This is a genomic window from Nostoc sp. ATCC 53789 (assembly GCF_009873495.1).
In the GTDB taxonomy this organism is placed as follows: domain Bacteria; phylum Cyanobacteriota; class Cyanobacteriia; order Cyanobacteriales; family Nostocaceae; genus Nostoc; species Nostoc muscorum_A.
Genome location: NZ_CP046703.1, coordinates 3452501 through 3472082, shown reverse-complemented (window position 1 = coordinate 3472082; position 19582 = coordinate 3452501). Strand labels below are relative to the sequence as shown.

Below are 19582 nucleotides of genomic sequence, written 5' to 3'. Positions count from 1 at the left end.
TAGGATTTACCTAAAAAATTTATAAATACGAGTAACGACAGAAACTAATGTGAAAATAATTTTCCAAACTAGTGGTCTAATAAAATTTAAAATGTACTCTGCAATTTTTGGGGCAATAAATGACAAAAATGGCAAGAATAAAGACTTAATATCACTCAAACTACTAATAGCACCAACAATGATAGGGATGAGACAAATCAGCATCCATACAAACCAATTTATTAAATTAGAGTTGATGGAAGTACGTCTTTGCAGTTGATTGACAAGTATGTAGCGAGTAGTAGCAAATACTATAGTGAAGCCTATCAAAGCAAATATTGATAGTATCCCATTTACTGGATGTAAATTGTAGACTACAAAACTAGCAGGAAACAGGGAAGCTATTTCCCAAACTAGTAGATTTAGTTTAGTCCGAAAGCAACTTAGTATTTGTTCTGTTAGCCAATAATGAGCAGAAATAATTGTGGAACAGTTGGAATTTTGCATAAAATCCAACTTGATTTTGTGGAATATATCACCATTAAGAAGGACAGTGCTTTGCAAAATGATATCTTTCTCTTTATAAGCATCTGAAACTGATTCATGCTGCTCATAGTAAGAATTAAAGGTGAGTCCAGACTGTAAACTTACTTTCCCCCGTGCGGTTTTACTCAGAAAAGATTTTATAATATTGACTATAACAGTAACGTAAAAAAAATTACTAACTTCTTTTTCAGTAACTTCTTTTTTATTTCCAAACACAACATTATTTCCGAAACAGGCGTAATACCAAAGAGGAATTATCAGTTTGGGCGGAATGTATAGAGAAACACCAGTTTTTTGTGCTTGCTGAATCTGTTCTACAACTGTCTCATTTAGGTAAAAACTACACTGCGATCGCTCAACCTTAAGTTCAAAGCGATCGCCTTGAGGAACTTGTAGAAATAGAGAGAGTACAACATCAGCTTGGTTGTCTGTTTTTGTTATGTTGGCGTTCATTATCGAGATAAATTTGCGATGCCCTGTACCAAACTAATCAAAAAACTAAATGTTCCACGCCACTGCTTTTCTCCAGAAATAACTCCTTGATTATGTGTATTAATGATGAGATTTTTAGCGTCTTCAGATAGAGTAAACAGTTCTTTATGGTAACGAGTAATAATATCTCCATCTAACTGCATGACAGTTTGAGCAAAAATAATATCAGTTTTAGTACTTTTCACATTACCACCATCAAGTGCAGCTTTAAGTTCATACATTTTACGTAAGGTACGAACAAATTTATCATTATTTAAAAGTCTTTGAATCTCTTTAAAAGTTTCAATCCAATCTTCTTGATTGTTTCCATCTTTGTCATCAAGAACGGGAGTTGGAGCAGGTAGTATTGGTTGAGCTAGCTTCACATTTTCCTGATCGGCTTCGACTAGGTTTGGTTGATGCTTCTTCGCATATTCAAGCCTCTGGCGATATCGTTTTACCCGCTCATCCTGTGGATTATAAAAATCTGAACCTTCTTCAAGAAGAAGGTAAAAATATTCTCTTTCAATTTGGTTAAATAGACTTCTATAACGCTTATGTAGCTCTTGAGCTTGAGAACCTTCTTCTGGAATACCTTTTGCCTCAAAGTAGTCTGGATCGTGTATAGAATAAATTTCTTGATATGCCTCCCAAGCATTAAACTTTGAAGCATTAATTCTATCTACAACCATCGTATTTACTTCTAAGGCTGTGATGTCAGAAACTAATGTCTGTACAGAAGATACTAAATTGTTTAACAAGACCCTAGCTTGGTTTTGGATATCTTGAGGTTGAGCAACATTTCGGTCTTTAGTTTGAATATGATTAGACATAGTTTCACTCTCTCACAGTTCTGGGTGTAGCATTTTATTAATAGCTAGATACAAGTAAATAAACCTAACGATTTGGCTAGGTTTCGGTAGCTATTTTAGCTTAAATGGGTAATTAACAAAGAATACTTAAAGTTCTGATTTTTTATGATTTTTCACGATTTCCATAAAAAATCCATACAATTTTTCGACACTTTCTATATTCTTGTGAATGATCTCCCGACCATCTCTAATTTGAGTCAAATGAAATTCGCGAATTTCTTTATAGGGCCCACTATCAGTAAATTGACTACCAATCTCATTTTGGATATCACCACTAACAAGATTAATTCGGGTATATATTCGATTACCTGGTTTGGCTACTTCTGTGTCATTTTGTTGCTGATCGGATGACTCTGCTACCCAAGTAGTAATTTTTAAATCAATAGCTTCAACTATTACTGTTTTGATGGCATCAATAATTTCATCAACATCCAGTCCTTTTTTATCGGCATTAAGATTCGTAACTATTGTTTTAAAATCACTATTTTTTGCCTGAATGGATAGACTATTATTTTCCAAGTTGTTCGTAACTACAGTATCTAGCATAAGATTAAGGACACAACAGGTCTAATTGCGAACAAAATTTTATTCTAAATGATGTTCTAAATCTAACTACTGTTACTTAACAAAACTCAGTAATACCAAAGGAACTTAATAATTTAAGAATTTCTCGCTTAAGAGAAGTAAAGCTAGAATTTTTAGCAGCTAATTTCATCTCACAAAAGAAAATAATTTATTCAGATTTTGCAAATAAGAAAGCATAAATCATGCCCTACATACCTTTGCTTCATGTATAATATAATACTTTGAGTTTGGCTTGCGGTTCTACCTGTTTTCACTATCTCTTGAGGTAAAGATAGACTGTGATAGTAGCTGCTTAATGGATACTCTTGTGTGACTATATAGCTGAGTAATTTTATAAGAAGTATATTATATATAATGAGTTGCTTCTGCCTTATAAGACAAGAAAAATATGTTGTTGCAGCGTAAAGCCATAGCTACACCTTTTATAATTTGTGTGTCTATTTTAGGAATTGGCTTGATTCAATTCCCTCAATTGCAAACACTTATAGATAGTAAACAATCTGCCTCTTTAGAAACTCTGGAAAAAGAAATAAAATCAGAACATCTCCGTTTGAATTTTCTCACAAAAATGCCTACTTTTAGTTATGACAATTTAATTGCAGATTTGGTATATCTCAATTTCTTACAGTACTTCGGAGATGATGAAGTTCGGGATAAAACAGGTTACAGTTTAAGTCCAGAATATTTTGAAGTAATTTTAGAACGTGACCCACGATTTTTAGCAGCATATCGGAGTCTTTCTATTAGTACTTCATTGTATGCTGCTATGCCAGAACGCACGATCGCACTATCAGAGAAAGGCTTAAAATCACTATCCCCCTTTGTTCCCGAAAAGTCTTATTACGTATGGCGTTATAAAGGAGTTGATGAATTATTATTTTTAGGCAACGCTAAAGCAGCCGAACAGTCTTTTGCAACGGCGGCAAACTGGGCTAGTAACTTTTCAGATCCAGAAAGTCAGATGATTGCTCATACTTCTCAAAAAACTGCTGAATTTCTGAATCGAAACCCTAACAGCAAATATGCTCAAATTGCTACCTGGGCAATAGTTTTAAATAATCAAGTTGATGAGAGAACTCAAAAACGCGCAATTAGAGAGATTGAAGCTTTGGGAGGAAAGGTAATTACAACTCCTGAAGGTACTAAAAAAATTATGTTTCCCCCCAAAGATTAAGCAAATTGGGCATTGGGCATTGAGCATTGAATAAATGACAAATAATATTTTTTGGTATGACGGTAAATTAATTCACTCTCAAACCCTAGAACTAAACATTAACGATCCGGGTTTACTTTATGGAGCAACTATTTTTACCACATTGCGGGTTTATGAGAACTCCCTAGATAGTAATTTAACTAATTGGCAAGCACACTGCGATCGCTTACTTTTCTCAATCCAAACTTTTGGTTGGCAACAACCCGATTGGAACCGTCTGCGTCAAGGCGCTCAAATTCTCCTTGCACACTTCCCCGTTCTCAGAATTACCCTTTTTCCAGATGGACGGGAATGGATAACTGGTAGATTATTACCACAAAATTTGACAGAAAAACAAAAAAATGGTATTTCGTGTGCAGTTGCGAGTCCTGAATTTTCTCGCTCTCTCCCTTCTCATAAAACTGGAAATTATTTGAGTGCTTGGTTGGCAAAAACTAGCTCAGATGCTCAAGAAGCAATATTAGTCGATGTTCAAGGAAATTGGCTAGAAACTAGTACAGGCAACCTTTGGGGATGGTGCGATCGCACTTGGTACACGCCACCAATAAAAGCCGGAATTTTGCCGGGAATTGGGCGATCGCAACTTGTAAACTGGTTGCAAAAGCACCAACAGCCAGTGCGAGAAGAAACTTGGAGTGCCGAGTTAGTCCAGAGATTTGAAGCGATCGCTTACACTAATAGTGTGGTAGAGATTATTCCCATTCATACCGTTAATCAGCCTTCAGGGTCGCTACAATGTAATCCCCACCATCATAGTTTTCAGCTAATAAGGGAGCTTTTTTTAGCATGACAACCACGCCAAATTTGTTATATCTTAAGATAAGTTAACATAATTCTTAATAATCACCTTTCCGAGCAGAGAAGCTAGGCGATTGCGCGAAAAATACCGGAGGATAGACCTTAGTGAATAAAAGATGGAGAAATGCAGGGCTGTACGCGCTGCTGTTTATTGTCGTAATTGCGCTGGGAACAGCATTTTTTGACAAACAACCCCAAAGCAGAGAGACATGGCGATATAGTCGCTTTATTCAAGAAGTTCAGCAAGGCAGAGTAGAAAAAGTCAGTTTGAGTGCAGATCGCTCCACAGCACTGGTTACACCCAAATATGACCCAGCTAAACGGATTGTTACTTTAGTCAACGATCCAGACTTGATCAATACTTTGACTTCTAAAGGCGTTGATATTTCTGTTTTGCCCCAAACCGACGAAGGATTTTGGTTTAAGGCACTGAGCAGCTTATTTTTCCCTGTATTGCTTTTGGTTGGCTTATTCTTCTTACTACGTCGCGCTCAAAGTGGCCCAGGCAGCCAAGCTATGAACTTTGGTAAATCCAAAGCCAGAGTGCAAATGGAACCACAAACTCAGGTGACATTTGGCGATGTAGCTGGTATTGACCAAGCCAAGCTGGAATTAAACGAAGTTGTAGACTTTCTGAAAAACGCCGATCGCTTTACCGCCGTTGGTGCAAAAATCCCTAAAGGTGTACTTTTAGTTGGCCCTCCTGGTACAGGTAAAACCCTCCTCGCGCGTGCCGTAGCTGGTGAAGCTGGTGTACCCTTCTTCTCAATCTCCGGTTCAGAATTTGTGGAAATGTTCGTCGGTGTGGGTGCATCCCGCGTCCGCGATTTGTTTGAACAAGCTAAGACCAACGCTCCTTGTATCGTCTTCATCGATGAAATTGACGCAGTAGGTCGTCAACGGGGTGCTGGCTTAGGTGGTGGTAACGATGAGCGGGAACAAACCCTCAACCAGTTGCTCACCGAAATGGATGGCTTTGAAGGTAATACTGGCATCATCATCATTGCCGCTACCAACCGTCCTGATGTTCTAGATGCAGCCCTGTTGCGTCCTGGTCGCTTTGACCGTCAAGTTGTGGTAGACCGTCCCGACTACGCCGGACGCAGCGAAATCCTCAAGGTACATGCCCGTGGCAAAACCTTGGCGAAAGATGTGGATTTGGATAAAATCGCCCGTCGTACCCCTGGATTTACTGGTGCAGATTTATCAAACCTGTTGAATGAAGCCGCAATTTTGGCAGCCCGCCGGAATTTGACTGAGATTTCGATGGATGAAATCAACGATGCTATTGACCGCGTATTAGCTGGGCCAGAGAAGAAAGACCGAGTAATGAGCGAAAAGCGCAAAACCTTGGTTGCTTATCACGAAGCTGGTCACGCCTTAGTTGGTGCTTTGATGCCAGACTATGATCCAGTACAGAAAATTAGCATCATCCCTCGCGGTCGCGCAGGTGGTTTAACTTGGTTTACCCCCAGCGAAGACCGGATGGACACAGGTTTATACAGCCGCGCTTATCTAGAAAATCAGATGGCTGTAGCTTTGGGTGGTCGAATTGCTGAAGAATTAATCTTTGGTGAAGAAGAAGTTACCACCGGTGCTTCTAATGACTTGCAACAAGTAGCACGGGTTGCGCGTCAGATGATTACCCGATTTGGTATGAGCGATCGCTTAGGCCCAGTCGCCCTTGGTCGTCAGCAAGGTAACATGTTCCTAGGACGGGATATCATGTCAGAGCGCGATTTCTCTGAAGAAACTGCCGCCGCAATTGATGAAGAAGTCCGTAAACTTGTGGATGTAGCCTATACACGCGCTAAAGAAGTGTTAGTAGGCAACCGCCACATTTTAGATCAAATCGCCCAAATGTTGGTTGAGAAAGAAACGGTAGATGCTGAAGAGTTGCAAGAAATTCTATCGAATAACGATGTGACAACTGCTGCTTTTGCCTAATTTAATTAGTAGTTAGGAGTTAAGAACAATTCCTAACTCCTAAGTATTAATAAAAGCCCGGTCTTCATGACCGGGCTTTTATTATGGGGTTATATACCCCGAAGGTTTCGTTATAGAGTTTCAGTATAAATCGCTTGTCTGATAGAGACTACCACCTGAGCATAATCAATTCCGGAAAATTAGAAAATTTTTTTAGATACACCCAAATCAAAAAAGCTATAACTCTTACCTCAAAAGGAAAAAGATCCAATCTAGCAACAATTTGAGAAGTCTGGATGGTGAAAAATTCCCGAACCCATCATAAGTACAATCCACGAGTTTGCTTGCCCAACTCTGACGATACCCTAACTTTCCGAATCTTGACAGTGCTAGCGCAACCAGCCGCCGATCTTAAACTCTGGATGCCGGTTTCAAAAATAGCCACGCCACAAAGAATGTAGCCGCAGTGAATAGTTGCGTCAAGTCTAAAGCTGATAGATAGCCATCTGCAAATGAAGCAATACTGCGATCGGTAATGCCAAATACCCAGGATGACAGTCCAAACAGCCAAATCCCGTTCTTGAGATTTCCGACGAATTGCTTAGAGTCTGATGGTTTCTGATCTTTCATGAGCTTCTATCCCGTTGTTGAGAAATTTGATGATTAATGCGAAATATCTGCCACTAAGAATTTTTTCTGACTCCTGCCGTTGAATTTACACTGCCTATTTATAATATTAATAAATATTTCACCTACTTGACTTCAATACCCAAAGGTACATCATCTAATGATGACATTCCTCCTTTGGTTCTGCTACCTCTGATAGACGGCTATGAATTGAGTAAGGGCGCACAGCTTGCTGTGCGCCCCTACAAATGGACAAATAATTTTGGATAATTTATTTTTTGGAAGCCCCTAAACTAAATTTCCGGGTCAACCAAGCGGGTAGTGGGACGACTCTGATACAAATCTTGAACGACTTGGACAGCAGAAACTACAGCTACAAGGGCAATGACTGCAACAGGTAACAAACCTTTGCCAAAGATAGCGATCGCTATCAGCACAACTGCACCCCCAAGTCGGTACTGGGAACGAATTTTGCAATAACGGATCACTCCAAATCGGTGAAGAATACTCACAGCTAGAGAGCATAATGCTACTGAACCACAGATGAGCCATCGCTGGGAATCGGGTAGCGCTAAAGTTGCCTTACTCAACAAAATTTGTTCTACACCAACACCAGCAGCAGTAATCCCAATTACTAGCGGTAAATGGGTGTATAACCAGAGATTGACAACACTTACCTTTCCTTCTGTCCGCGCCGTCTCAATAGGTTTACCACCCAAATTATCAAAATAAACCCACCACCAGCTAAAGGCGATAATCAGACCAAACACGCTAGAAATCACAGTTAAAATATCCCATTTCTGCTCAGAAACACCATTGACCACTGCAATGATTGCTTCACCCAAGACAATAATGGTAAATAGCCCGAAACGTTCTGGTAAGTGGGAGGCGTGGGGAAGTAACCCCATTTGAAACTTGTATCCTGTTAAAGGTGTAGCAAAGTCAATAATGATTCCTAACGCCCAAAATCCGAACCGCCAAGGAATGGGTACAAATGCTGATATCAACCAAAGCAAGGCTGCGATCGCAAAACCAATAGCGTAGCGAGTAGTCAAAGGACGTGCGGAGGGAATATGTCTTCCAGCACGGACATACTCTATTACAAGCACAGCCCGGCCGAGAGCATAAGAAATGGCAAAACCAGGGGAACTCTCACCCAAACCGTGGTGGATATTAATAGCCATTGCTGCTGCTGTGAGCATTTGTATACCAATCAGCAGTCGATGTCCTACATCATCGCTATCAAAACGGTTGGCGTAGAATGTGGTACCAATCCATGACCACCAAACCGGTATAAATAGAACTACAAACCCAAATAATCCTGATAGAGAAACATCCTCGTTGAGATTGTGGGCGAGTTGAGAAACTGCAACTACAAAAACCAAATCATAAAAAAGTTCTAGCCAAGTGGCGCGTCGTTCTTCTTCAGTGTCTTCACCAATGCGTAATCTTGGCGGTTGGAGAAAATTTGCCATAGTGCTAATTGCTAATCGCTAATTGTTTTTTACCATTAGCCGTCATCTATTAGCGAGCGTCTAGACGCTTTTGCTCCCTGCATCTGACACAAACTCAAAAGCGACTATACCAACAGAAACAATCATATTGGTAGCTTAGATTTTAAATTTTAAAGCGGGCGATGGGACTCGAACCCACGACGTTCACCATGGGAAGATGACATTCTACCACTGAATTACGCCCGCGAATTGCTGCCATGAACTTAAAGCTAAGGTAAATTATACCACTATTTACAGATGTTTTCTAATTAGCTAAAACATCTACTGTTTTCGCAACTGCTGATGTATAAGTCCTGTGGCTGTTTAGATTAAAAATCTTTTTAGCTTCTTTAGCTAAAGAACAATATCCTCACCTCGCTCAGTGAAGCGAACCTTTTTAATATTCCATTGGCTATTACTCATTAAGGTTTTGCGGAGACTGCCAAATAGAGCAAACTGTTCACAACTAGAAAGAGAAGCTATTTGCCGCTTTGACTCAGGAGATATTCGCAGATCAACTGTAGCAACGCCATTTTTGATGTTGACACGATATCCAGACAAGCTAAAGTCGCTTGTATCTCGTTTTTCTAATATCTTACTTACTACATTTGCAACTGGTTCTTCGGCTGGTACTGAAACCTTTTCAGAAATGAAATCTTGACACTGGCTATCACTTGTGTATAGCGTGACGTTAGTAGTTTTGCTAGTGACAGCTTTAGGAGTTGATGAGGAAGGCGTATTTTCTTTAGGAGATTCTTGATTAGGAGATTTTTCTCTCAACTGAGCTACGCTAGGAATTTGGCTAGAAGTCTGAGAAGATGCGCTATTGGTTGGTGTTGTTATAGGGTCTGGCTTTGGGCTGTCAATATTACGAGCGGTGGGGTTAGAACTACAACTGCTGAGGCTGACAACCATTGTCACAAAAATCAGGGGTAAAAAATATCTTTTAGTTGTGTTCATAATTTTGCTCATAAGTGATGTTGTTGCTATCAATTTCAGTGTTGCTGGTATTAATTCCGTATAAATTTATGAATTTTCAGCCAGTCTATAAAGTGTCAACCCCAAATCTGTTAAAGTCGAGGGTTACACTATACACCAAAATTACAACATCTGCTTTTCAATGACCGATGTTTGACGACAAGCTCTTTTGCGTCTACACCAATCAAAAAAAGCTTGATTAGAAAAGCAAGAATGCGGCAAAGAAAGATATATAGAATTTGGTCTATTTATCTGAAAATAGCTGTAGGTTTGAGCAGATTACGCACACTCTGTTGTATATCTTCTTGTTTAACTAGAGATTCGCCAAGTATAACGGCATGTGTACCAGCTTCAGCTACAAGGGATAAATCAGCCGATGTATACAAGCCAGACTCACTGACAACGATAATACCCAAGCTTTGTAGTTGCGATCGCCTAGCTACCAATAGTTGCTCAGTTGTGTCAATATTGACGCTAAAATCTTCTAGACTTTGGTTGTTAATTCCTATTAGGCGTACATCATCAAGCTTTAGCACCCGATCTAGTTCTGCTAAAGTATGGACTTCTATCAAAGCATTCATTCCCAAATAGTGAATCACTCGCAAAAAGTTTTGAAGTTCTTTATCTGAGAGAATTGCCGCAATCAATAGCACCGCATCAGCGCCTGCTGCCCGTGCTAAATAAATTTGGCAGGGATCTAAAATGAATTCCTTGCACAGTAGAGGCAATTTTACCCGGTAGCGGATGGTGCGTAAATTTTCAAAGCTGCCATAAAAGAACTTCTGATCGGTGAAGACAGAGATACAAGTTGCGCCACCACGTTCATAAGCTTTAGCGATCGCTACTGAGTCCAAATCTGCTTTAATAATTCCATGAATTAGGGATGCTTTTTTCACCTCTGCAATGATAGAAGGTCGGTAATGACTCTGTTGCAAAGCAGAGATAAAATCTCGCACAGTCGGCGCAGCAGCTAACTGGCGTTGCAAAGAAGCCAAAGACATCTCTTGCTGGATTTGTGCAACTTCATGCTTTTTCTGCCATATAATCTCTTTCAGAGTAGGTTGCAAATAATTATTAGGGGTAGTAACTGGGTAAGTCATAATTGCTAAGGATGGCGTGACCAAAAAAGTATGAATTATAAAATTTCAGGCTATCTAACAGATATTCTTCTTAATTGGCCTTTGTGGAAATGCCTTTAACAAATAGATATCTGTAAATAACCGGACATTTAAAGTTTTCAGTCTTCATCCTTGCCTCGTGGAACTTTGTGGTCAATTTCCTTGAAATAGCCTCAATTTCTGACATTCATTTATAGTAATCGTACTATCTTGATTATTTTCATTTTCAAAGATGAAGCCAGGTCGATTTTAGGCTTAACGCTTCTACAGCCTTATTATCAGTTGTATTTTGTTTTGAACTTTCAACTAAGCAGTTATTTTTGAGCAGTCGAATGTAGGTGCGGTAAGGTATATAGTCTATGGGATTGTAGCCAGCAAACCGCAGAATTAAAACACATGCCCAGGAATATTTCCCAGCAATAATCGCTTTGAGAATTTGCTCAATTTGTTCATTGTTGATTTTTTTAACCGTTTCTGTTTGATAATCAGTGAGATTTTGAGTCATAAAATACGCTCGTGTATATAAATAAAAACTGTTTTGTATTTGGCAACATTTATCTTCTTTTTCCTTTCTCCAATCCAGCAAATCATCTAGCTTTGATGCCTGCACATCTATTACAATAAATACCAGCCGGACTTATTCTAAAAATGATTAACTATTATAAATGTTTAATATTTGACTCCACGAATCACATTATTTGCTGCAATTTCTTCAAGAGCATTTTCCATATTTGAAATAACAAGATTACAAAATAATGCTTAAGTTAACTTAAATAAAGTTAATAACTATTACAACTTTATATTGAAAGTAGGGGCGGGATTAACTAGAATCATAAAATATCTTGTTAAACCCGCTCTTACAGATAAACCGTATTGCAGAAGCTGCTTCTTCGTTAAGCTTACTCAATCTTTAGCAAAGGAGTATATGAACGATTTTTTGATAGATATGTCTATTTTTTCGCTTTTGAAATCTTATTTATTTTTATTAGCGTCAAACCAACTTAGACTTTGGAAAGGGGATATAGAATTTATTAAGTTTTATATATGTAGTAAAGAGATGTGATTTTATTGAACTTCTCTTGCAATGTCCTCTAATTAGACCTTTCAGAAGATATAAGTACCAAAGAAAATCATAAATTGTATTTATCAATACATCCTTGCTTAATATTTCCTATTTCTTTTGGAATATTTGTAAGCTATAAGTGCATGAGCGATAAAAATAATTTACTCCTTGTGACAGATGACAAGCTGTCCAATCATGTTATTAGATACCTAAGTGAGCAAATTTAGGGTCAGTTAAATTAATGAGCAATAATTTACTTATTAAAACTATAAATCTTAGAACAAATATATCTAAATTAGAATTGACAAAATTATTTTATTATGCGCTAAAGTTTTTGACTCATGGTTCTTATCTTGATTGCATAACAGTTATAAATGATTAGCTAAAATCAAAATTAGCATAGAGTTTTGCAGCATATTATTTATCGCATTTTTGGATATAACTTTGAAAGAGATGATCAAAATCTTTCTCAGAGATAAATTGCTGAAGATGGCTAAAAACTGCATTATTGTTATATCTAATGGGTAGAAGTCAGTTATGTATATCTATGTGAATTAGGTTAAAGCATAAACATCAGATATTGGCCTTAATTTTATTAATATAGTCAAAAGGATAAAAAAGGTAGTTTTTTGATATTGTAATTTTGACTATATCAAGTCTTATATATCTGGTTTTAATTTATAAAAAATAATTATCGGTCAGTAAGAATAAACACTATTTTACTCTTCTAATATTGAATGAATACTAAGATAGTGCTTACTTATGTATCTAGCAATAATATCTTTATATTACCAATATAAAAATCTCTCTTTTTATTGTTAAAATTATCTTTAAAAGCACTAAATAACTTCTGATTCTTTTGAATTCCATTTATTTATAAATAGCCAATAGCACCATGATGATTTTAGAAATTTATGATTAGCAACTCATCAATGGCTATAGCACTGACTTATTTAACCGAGTGACTAGGGATATTGATTCTGGCCTTTATTACGTTAGTTTAATCTAACTCTTCATTGGTGCTACAGCCAGAATTAGAGATTTGCTGGTTTCCTAATGGTAGTGTTCTGAGTTGTTAATTAATAATATTTTCAACTCAACACACATAACTTTTTTGACAAATGACTCGGCATAGAATTTGGTCATCATTCCCTGCCACAAAAATCCTAGTGATGGAAAAATGAGATACGAATCGTCGAAAAAAATTCTTGTAATTGAAGATGATGCTGTTACTCGCAATCTCTTCTTAGAAGTTCTTGAGGCTCAAGGTTTTGACACCATAGGTGCTGAAGATGGAGTAGCTGGTATCCAGAAAGCACAACAGCATTTACCCGACTTAGTGATTTGCGATATTCAAATGCCAGATATGGATGGCTACACCGTTTTGGCTAGGTTGCGCCAAGATCCTCACACAGCAATTATTCCTTTCATTTTTTTGACTGGGAGTAATACTCAAACAGATGTTCGCAAAGGTATGGAGTTGGGAGCGGATGATTATCTGACTAAACCCTCTAGTATAGAAGATTTGCTCAGAGCGATCGCTGTCCGATTAGAAAAGCAAGCTTTTTTGAGGTATTGGTACGCTACTAACTCTCATCAAGCCGCTCAATCACCACCTTCATCGTTCAACTCTGAGTCCATTTTTCCATCTGTTCCCCAACTGAAAGCGGTTTTCGACTTTATTGAAGCTAATTATCGCCAAGGAATTACTTTGTCTGATGTGGCTCTTGCGGTTGGTTATTCGCCTGCTTACTTGACTAACCGAGTAGCCAAACAAACAGGAGAAACTGTAAACGCTTGGATTGTTAAGCGTCGAATGGCAGCAGCACGTCCTTTACTTAGAGATACTAATCAGACAATCGACCAGATTGCTATTGCACTGGGCTATCAAAATACATGTCATTTCTCTCGTCAGTTTCGTCAACACCACGGGCTTTCTCCCAAAACTTGGAGAAAACAGCAACAACTTTTTCAGTCTTCTAAAAACGCGAAGCTACAATTGATCAAAAATCATGGTGCATTAGAAAAACTTGTACCTTTAGGTTGCTGATTAAAAGCAAATTACTAGTTTTCACTACTTTTTTGCTTGCTCAACTGCTGCATTAATAATTGCACTCCCAAAGCCAACAAACCAATTGCTACTATACCAAATATTCCGCTTCCTAAAGCAACTACACCAACAACCAGAGTCCGAACAGCAGAGGAAATTTTAATTACTAATGGATTAATTGAATGGAGGGGTTTAGCAGCAAAATTTGTAGCGATCGCAATCATCAGCGAATACATTGCATATCCCATTCCCCCAGAAATTACTGCCCCAGTTAAACAGCGTAACGGACTTGCTGCTGCCGACATTTTAGTATCAGTTGGTGGCGTTAAATTTTGGTCACTCATAGGATTTTGGATTTCAGATTTTTAGTTGGGACATTATCCTTAATTAAGGAAAAAGAATTATTTAAACAGATGATGTCACTTTAATACCATGCGTAATTGTCCGAGTTACAAACAATTCTAAGTCCTCATCAATAATTGCTTCCCTTACTTGCTGCAAAACTAGTTCTGCCTGCTGTTGAGACTCAAAAAGAGCAAATACTGTTGGGCCAGAACCAGACATCATTGTTCCTAACACGCCTTCCTGATTTGCAAACACTTCTCGCAACTGCAAAACTTGAGGATAGGCTGGCAATACCACATGCTCTAAATCATTGTGCAATTTTTGGGCAATTTCCCTCGTATCTTTATGCAAGATAGCTTTTACTATTGCTCCTGAATGAACTGCACTAGCACGTGCTACCAAATTATCGGTATCTCTAATATAAGAATTACCAAACTGCTGTCGATAGGTTTTGTATGCCCAAGGTGTGGAAACTTCCAGACTGCGGTATTTCCCCAATACTATATATATGTTATCTAAACTCGGCAGGAGAGAAAGTTGCTCACCCCTACCTGTTGCGATCGCAGTTCCACCCGCTACACAAAATGGGACATCAGAACCGAGTGTACCTCCTAACTCTTCTAATTCAGACTGAGTTAATCCCAACTTCCACAGTAAATCTATACCCACTAACACAGCTGCTGCATTCGTCGAACCCCCAGCCAACCCAGCCGCTACAGGAATCTGCTTATTGACGGTAATCTCCACACCGCCATATTTAGCAAAGGCTTCGGGAAATTGCCTGACCATTAATTCTGCTGCCCGGTATGCCAGATTAGTTTTATCTGTCGGTACTTGTGGGTGGTTGCAGTGAACACGAATGCTGTCAGTGCTGATGGAACGCACATCAATTTGATCTGAAAGTCCGATACTTTGAAGTATCATGGCTAACTCATGATAACCATCGGGGCGATCGCCAATGATTTCCAGATACAAGTTGATTTTAGCAGGCGCAATTAAGCTGTAGGAACGCATTTTATAAGAATGGGGAATGGGAAATGGGCAATGCGGAATTGGGGAATGGGAAAAAATCCATTTTATCTTGTCATCTATTTCCTACTCCCTGCTCCCCACTCTCTACTGCCAGTTCATTTGCTAGGATTACCCATTGCTGAACGCTGATATCTTCGGCTCTGGCTTGGGGATTTATTTTTAATTGTTCCAGTAAGTGGCTCAGGCGATCGCGTTCTATAACAGATTGCAAATTATTTCGTAACATTTTGCGCTTGGCACCAAACCCCAACTTCAAGAAAGTCTCTAACTGTCGGGGATTAAGCGCTGGTATTTCTATTTTTCGGGGACGTAATCTTACCACTGCTGAATCAACTTTTGGCGCTGGATGGAATGCAGAGGCTGGGACTGTGCAGATTAACTCACACTCAGCCAAATACTGTACCCGCACGGTCAACGCCCCAAAGGTTTTTGATCCTGGTTTAGCATACAACCTTTCTGCCACCTCTTTTTGTACCAGCAATACTATAGAGTCAAATGGTTCGGGGTTGGGATTTGCGATCGTACCCAGTAGTTTCTCAATGATTGGCCCTGTAATGTTGTAGGGAATATTGGCTACTACTTTGTTTGGCTTTTGGAAATTGGGAAAGGCTACCAAATAAGATGGTAAATCCAGGGTGAGAAAATCGCCTTGCAGCAATAAGAAATTTTCAGTCTTACCCAGTTGCTTTGACAACAGATGGCATAAGTCGCGGTCTATCTCTACTGCAATCAGAGATTGCACTAAGGGTAATAAACGACGAGTTAGAATACCAGTTCCAGGCCCAATTTCCAGGATGCGATCGCCTTTGACGGAGCGATCGCTTTCTGTACACTCCGCTGCTTTTATAATTGCGTCGAGCGCCTTTTCACTTTTGAGCCAATGTTGAGCAAAGACCTTACGCGGTCGGATCATCTGTATTTATTGCCTAGTCTAGTTTTTAGCTTTTTCTCAAAAACTTATTATAAATTGTGAAATCCGTCTACAGCGCTAGACTCACTGTAACGAATCTTGTGGGGTAGGCATCTAGTCATAAGATGGGAGCCTTTAACCGGAGGCTCTGGAACAACTATGCTTTTATATTCTTATATATAGTTAGTTCAGGCATTTGGATTTAGGATAAATCCCTCCAGCAAGACTGCCTCCTATCTTTTTCGATAATGATTACTATAATCCTTAGCTTGCATCAGAGCCAATTTAGAAAAACTAACTAGCTATATAAAGTTCAGCTACTGCGTCTATGCCTTGCCTATATTGCTTAAGTCATTCACTTGAAAGTAATGCCAGCCAAGAGATTTGCCCTTTTATAAAAAAAAATAAATTTACCCCTTGACAAACCAGGGGATGACTAGTTACTCTAGTTAAGTGGAAAGGCGAGAGAAGCCAACCACCACTGAACCTGAAAAACATAATACTTTGAAAGCTTAAAGAAAAACCAATCCTCGTCAAAGGATTTTAATTTTTGGAAACCCCAAAAAGATAATAACCAAAATTAGTAACTAGGATTCCGAAAAATATTTTTTTCGGATACACAAACTCGAAACACAACAAAACGGAGAGTTTGATCCTGGCTCAGGATGAACGCTGGCGGTATGCTTAACACATGCAAGTCGAACGGTGTCTTCGGACACAGTGGCGGACGGGTGAGTAACGCGTGAGAATCTGGCTCTAGGTCTGGGACAACCACTGGAAACGGTGGCTAATACCGGATGTGCCGAGAGGTGAAAGGTTAACTGCCTAGAGATGAGCTCGCGTCTGATTAGCTAGTTGGAAGTGTAATGGACTCCCAAGGCGACGATCAGTAGCTGGTCTGAGAGGACGATCAGCCACACTGGGACTGAGACACGGCCCAGACTCCTACGGGAGGCAGCAGTGGGGAATTTTCCGCAATGGGCGAAAGCCTGACGGAGCAATACCGCGTGAGGGAGGAAGGCTCTTGGGTCGTAAACCTCTTTTCTCAGGGAAGAACACAATGACGGTACCTGAGGAATAAGCATCGGCTAACTCCGTGCCAGCAGCCGCGGTAATACGGAGGATGCAAGCGTTATCCGGAATGATTGGGCGTAAAGCGTCCGCAGGTGGCAATGTAAGTCTGCTGTTAAAGAGTCTAGCTCAACTAGATAAAAGCAGTGGAAACTACATAGCTAGAGTACGTTCGGGGCAGAGGGAATTCCTGGTGTAGCGGTGAAATGCGTAGAGATCAGGAAGAACACTTAGGTGGCGAAGGCGCTCTGCTAGGCGTAACTGACACTGAGGGACGAAAGCTAGGGGAGCGAATGGGATTAGATACCCCAGTAGTCCTAGCCGTAAACGATGGATACTAGGCGTGGCTTGTATCGACCCGAGCCGTGCCGTAGCTAACGCGTTAAGTATCCCGCCTGGGGAGTACGCTTAAGCAACGGTGAAACTCAAAGGAATTGACGGGGGGGCCCGCACAAGCGGTGGAGTATGTGGTTTAATTCGATGCAACGCGAAGAACCTTACCAAGGCTTGACATGTCGCGAATCTTCTTGAAAGGGAAGAGTGCCTTCGGGAGCGCGAACACAGGTGGTGCATGGCTGTCGTCAGCTCGTGTCGTGAGATGTTGGGTTAAGTCCCGCAACGAGCGCAACCCTCGTTTTTAGTTGCCAGCATTAAGTTGGGCACTCTAGAGAGACTGCCGGTGACAAACCGGAGGAAGGTGGGGATGACGTCAAGTCAGCATGCCCCTTACGCCTTGGGCTACACACGTACTACAATGCTCCGGACAGAGGGCAGCAAGCATGCGAATGCAAGCAAATCCCGTAAACCGGAGCTCAGTTCAGATCGCAGGCTGCAACTCGCCTGCGTGAAGGAGGAATCGCTAGTAATTGCAGGTCAGCATACTGCAGTGAATTCGTTCCCGGGCCTTGTACACACCGCCCGTCACACCATGGAAGCTGGTAGTGCCCGAAGTCATTACTCCAACCATTCGTGGAGGAGGATGCCTAAGGCAGGACTGGTGACTGGGGTGAAGTCGTAACAAGGTAGCCGTACCGGAAGGTGTGGCTGGATCACCTCCTTTTTAGGGAGACCTACACCCCTTACATATCGAAAAACACACAGTTAAATAGATAGTAAGTTGGTCTAACCTAGGTCGGTCGAGAATTGGTATAAAGCTTTCAAAGTATTAATGGTTCAGAATATAAACAAAAAAAGAGTGAGAGTTCAGCAACATGACACTCGTGTCAGACTGCTGAGTTGTATCTCAGCCAGAACCTTGAAAACTGCATAGAAACGCGAAAATAGCAGGCAGACACAGACATTCTTAGTGCTGAGTGCTGAGTTGTGAGTGCTGAGTAAAATCAGTGCGAAGTGACGAGGTAAGCAGAACTAACTATTTGTTTTTGTGAATGCAAATTGTGAAACACCAAATGAATTGAGTGGTCAAGCTAATAAGGGCTAACGGTGGATACCTAGGCACACAGAGGCGATGAAGGACGTGGTTACCGACGATATGCTCCGGGGAGTTGGAAGCAAACATTGAGCCGGAGATTTCCGAATGGGGCAACCCTATATACTACCTGCTGAATATATAGGCAGGAGAGAGCCAACCCAGCGAATTGAAACATCTTAGTAGCTGGAGGAAGAGAAATCAAAACAGAGATTCCCTAAGTAGTGGTGAGCGAAAGGGGAAGAGCCTAAACCAATTGGTTTACCGATTGGGGTAGTGGGACAGCAATATCGAATCTAGCGGTTAAACGAAGCAGCTAAATACTGCACCAAAGAAGGTGAAAGTCCTGTAGTTGAAAACTCAAGGATAGTAGCTGAATCCCGAGTAGCATGGGGCACGAGGAATCCCATGTGAATCAGCGAGGACCACCTCGTAAGGCTAAATACTACTGTGTGACCGATAGTGAACCAGTACCGCGAGGGAAAGGTGAAAAGAACCCCGGAAGGGGAGTGAAATAGAACATGAAACCGTTAGCTTACAAGCAGTGGGAGGACTATTTAAAAGTCTGACCGCGTGCCTGTTGAAGAATGAGCCGGCGACTTATAGGCACTGGTAGGTTAAAGCGAGAATGCTGGAGCCAAAGGGAAACCGAGTCTGAAAAGGGCGATAATCAGTGTTTATAGACCCGAACCCTGGTGATCTAACCATGGCCAGGATGAAGCTTGGGTAACACCAAGTGGAGGTCCGCACCGACTGATGTTGAAAAATCAGCGGATGAGTTGTGGTTAGGGGTGAAATGCCAATCGAACCAGGAGCTAGCTGGTTCTCCCCGAAATGTGTTTAGGCGCAGCGGTAATGATTATATCTGGGGGGTAAAGCACTGTTTCGGTGCGGGCTGGGAGACCGGTACCAAATCGAGACAAACTCTGAATACCCAGAGCACACATTGCCAGTGAGACAGTGGGGGATAAGCTTCATTGTCAAGAGGGAAACAGCCCAGACCACCAGCTAAGGTCCCCAAATCATCGCTAAGTGATAAAGGAGGTGAGAGTGCACAGACAACTAGGAGGTTTGCC

General features: G+C 40.5%; 15 protein-coding genes, 1 tRNA gene and 2 rRNA genes (1 of these 18 only partly in view). 6 read left to right on the top strand and 12 right to left on the bottom strand.

The genetic code is table 11. The features are described from left to right. Positions 1 to 6 precede the first annotated feature (6 nt). From GJB62_RS14215 to GJB62_RS14205, 3 genes are all read right to left on the bottom strand, one after another. Positions 7 to 978, bottom strand: coding sequence for a hypothetical protein (locus GJB62_RS14215; RefSeq protein WP_114086275.1), 972 nt, complete (start codon positions 976 to 978; stop codon positions 7 to 9). Continuing rightward, on the bottom strand, positions 978 to 1829 hold the full coding sequence (locus GJB62_RS14210) for a hypothetical protein (RefSeq protein WP_114086274.1): 852 nt from the start codon (positions 1827 to 1829) through the stop codon (positions 978 to 980). The genes GJB62_RS14215 and GJB62_RS14210 overlap by 1 nt, the downstream gene beginning before the upstream one ends. A 126-nt stretch (positions 1830 to 1955) precedes the next feature. Beyond that, the gene (locus tag GJB62_RS14205; protein ID WP_114086273.1) at positions 1956 to 2414 is read right to left on the bottom strand and encodes a hypothetical protein; all 459 of its coding nucleotides are present in this window, start codon (positions 2412 to 2414) and stop codon (positions 1956 to 1958) included. A gap of 427 nt (positions 2415 to 2841) precedes the next feature. Here GJB62_RS14205 and GJB62_RS14200 point away from each other — a divergent pair, with 427 nt between their 5' ends. The 3 genes from GJB62_RS14200 (at position 2842) to ftsH3 (ending at position 6411) form a co-directional block, all read left to right on the top strand. Continuing rightward, a complete protein-coding gene (locus GJB62_RS14200) occupies positions 2842 to 3627 on the top strand; it encodes a hypothetical protein (protein ID WP_114086272.1) in 786 nt (261 codons plus the stop codon). Positions 3628 to 3661: 34 nt separating this feature from the next. Then, a complete protein-coding gene (locus GJB62_RS14195; protein WP_181852965.1) occupies positions 3662 to 4456 on the top strand; it encodes an aminotransferase class IV in 795 nt (264 codons plus the stop codon). 113 nt (positions 4457 to 4569) lie between these two features. Continuing rightward, positions 4570 to 6411 (top strand): ATP-dependent zinc metalloprotease FtsH3, encoded by a 1842-nt coding sequence (ftsH3, locus tag GJB62_RS14190; RefSeq protein WP_012411183.1) that lies wholly within the window; start codon positions 4570 to 4572, stop codon positions 6409 to 6411. Positions 6412 to 6801: 390 nt separating this feature from the next. Here ftsH3 and GJB62_RS14185 read toward each other — a convergent pair whose 3' ends face one another. From GJB62_RS14185 to GJB62_RS14160, 6 genes are all read right to left on the bottom strand, one after another. Beyond that, entirely contained in the window at positions 6802 to 7020 is a 219-nt protein-coding gene (locus GJB62_RS14185) for a hypothetical protein (RefSeq protein WP_012411184.1), read from the bottom strand. 290 nt (positions 7021 to 7310) lie between these two features. Beyond that, positions 7311 to 8492, bottom strand: coding sequence for a low temperature requirement protein A (locus tag GJB62_RS14180; RefSeq protein WP_114086271.1), 1182 nt, complete (start codon positions 8490 to 8492; stop codon positions 7311 to 7313). A 153-nt stretch (positions 8493 to 8645) separates the two neighbouring features. After that, a tRNA-Gly gene (locus GJB62_RS14175) sits at positions 8646 to 8717 on the bottom strand. Between the two features lie 147 nt (positions 8718 to 8864). Further along, positions 8865 to 9470 (bottom strand): sporulation/spore germination protein, encoded by a 606-nt coding sequence (locus GJB62_RS14170; RefSeq protein WP_245246166.1) that lies wholly within the window; start codon positions 9468 to 9470, stop codon positions 8865 to 8867. Positions 9471 to 9736: 266 nt separating this feature from the next. Continuing rightward, complete coding sequence (trpC, locus tag GJB62_RS14165; RefSeq protein WP_114086269.1) at positions 9737 to 10588, bottom strand: indole-3-glycerol phosphate synthase TrpC; 852 nt, start codon at positions 10586 to 10588, stop codon at positions 9737 to 9739. Positions 10589 to 10832: 244 nt separating this feature from the next. Continuing rightward, complete coding sequence (locus tag GJB62_RS14160) at positions 10833 to 11111, bottom strand: HetP family heterocyst commitment protein (RefSeq protein WP_114086268.1); 279 nt, start codon at positions 11109 to 11111, stop codon at positions 10833 to 10835. Between the two features lie 1738 nt (positions 11112 to 12849). Here GJB62_RS14160 and GJB62_RS14155 point away from each other — a divergent pair. Further along, on the top strand, positions 12850 to 13719 hold the full coding sequence (locus GJB62_RS14155) for a response regulator (RefSeq protein ID WP_114086267.1): 870 nt from the start codon (positions 12850 to 12852) through the stop codon (positions 13717 to 13719). A 14-nt stretch (positions 13720 to 13733) separates the two neighbouring features. Here GJB62_RS14155 and GJB62_RS14150 read toward each other — a convergent pair whose 3' ends face one another. From GJB62_RS14150 to rsmA, 3 genes are all read right to left on the bottom strand, one after another. Next, positions 13734 to 14063, bottom strand: coding sequence for a DUF3082 domain-containing protein (locus GJB62_RS14150; protein ID WP_114086266.1), 330 nt, complete (start codon positions 14061 to 14063; stop codon positions 13734 to 13736). Between the two features lie 61 nt (positions 14064 to 14124). After that, on the bottom strand, positions 14125 to 15078 hold the full coding sequence (gene ispE, locus GJB62_RS14145) for a 4-(cytidine 5'-diphospho)-2-C-methyl-D-erythritol kinase (protein WP_114086265.1): 954 nt from the start codon (positions 15076 to 15078) through the stop codon (positions 14125 to 14127). Positions 15079 to 15148: 70 nt separating this feature from the next. Continuing rightward, positions 15149 to 16009 (bottom strand): 16S rRNA (adenine(1518)-N(6)/adenine(1519)-N(6))-dimethyltransferase RsmA, encoded by an 861-nt coding sequence (gene rsmA / locus GJB62_RS14140; RefSeq protein WP_114086264.1) that lies wholly within the window; start codon positions 16007 to 16009, stop codon positions 15149 to 15151. Positions 16010 to 16643: 634 nt separating this feature from the next. On the opposite strand from rsmA, the gene GJB62_RS14135 reads away from it, so the two are divergent. Together GJB62_RS14135 and GJB62_RS14130 are read left to right on the top strand one after the other, a co-directional pair. Further along, positions 16644 to 18137, top strand: a 16S ribosomal RNA gene (locus GJB62_RS14135). Positions 18138 to 18497: 360 nt separating this feature from the next. After that, positions 18498 to 19582 (top strand): 23S ribosomal RNA (locus tag GJB62_RS14130); it runs 1809 nt beyond the window's last position. The 16S and 23S rRNA genes sit together here, the layout of an rRNA operon.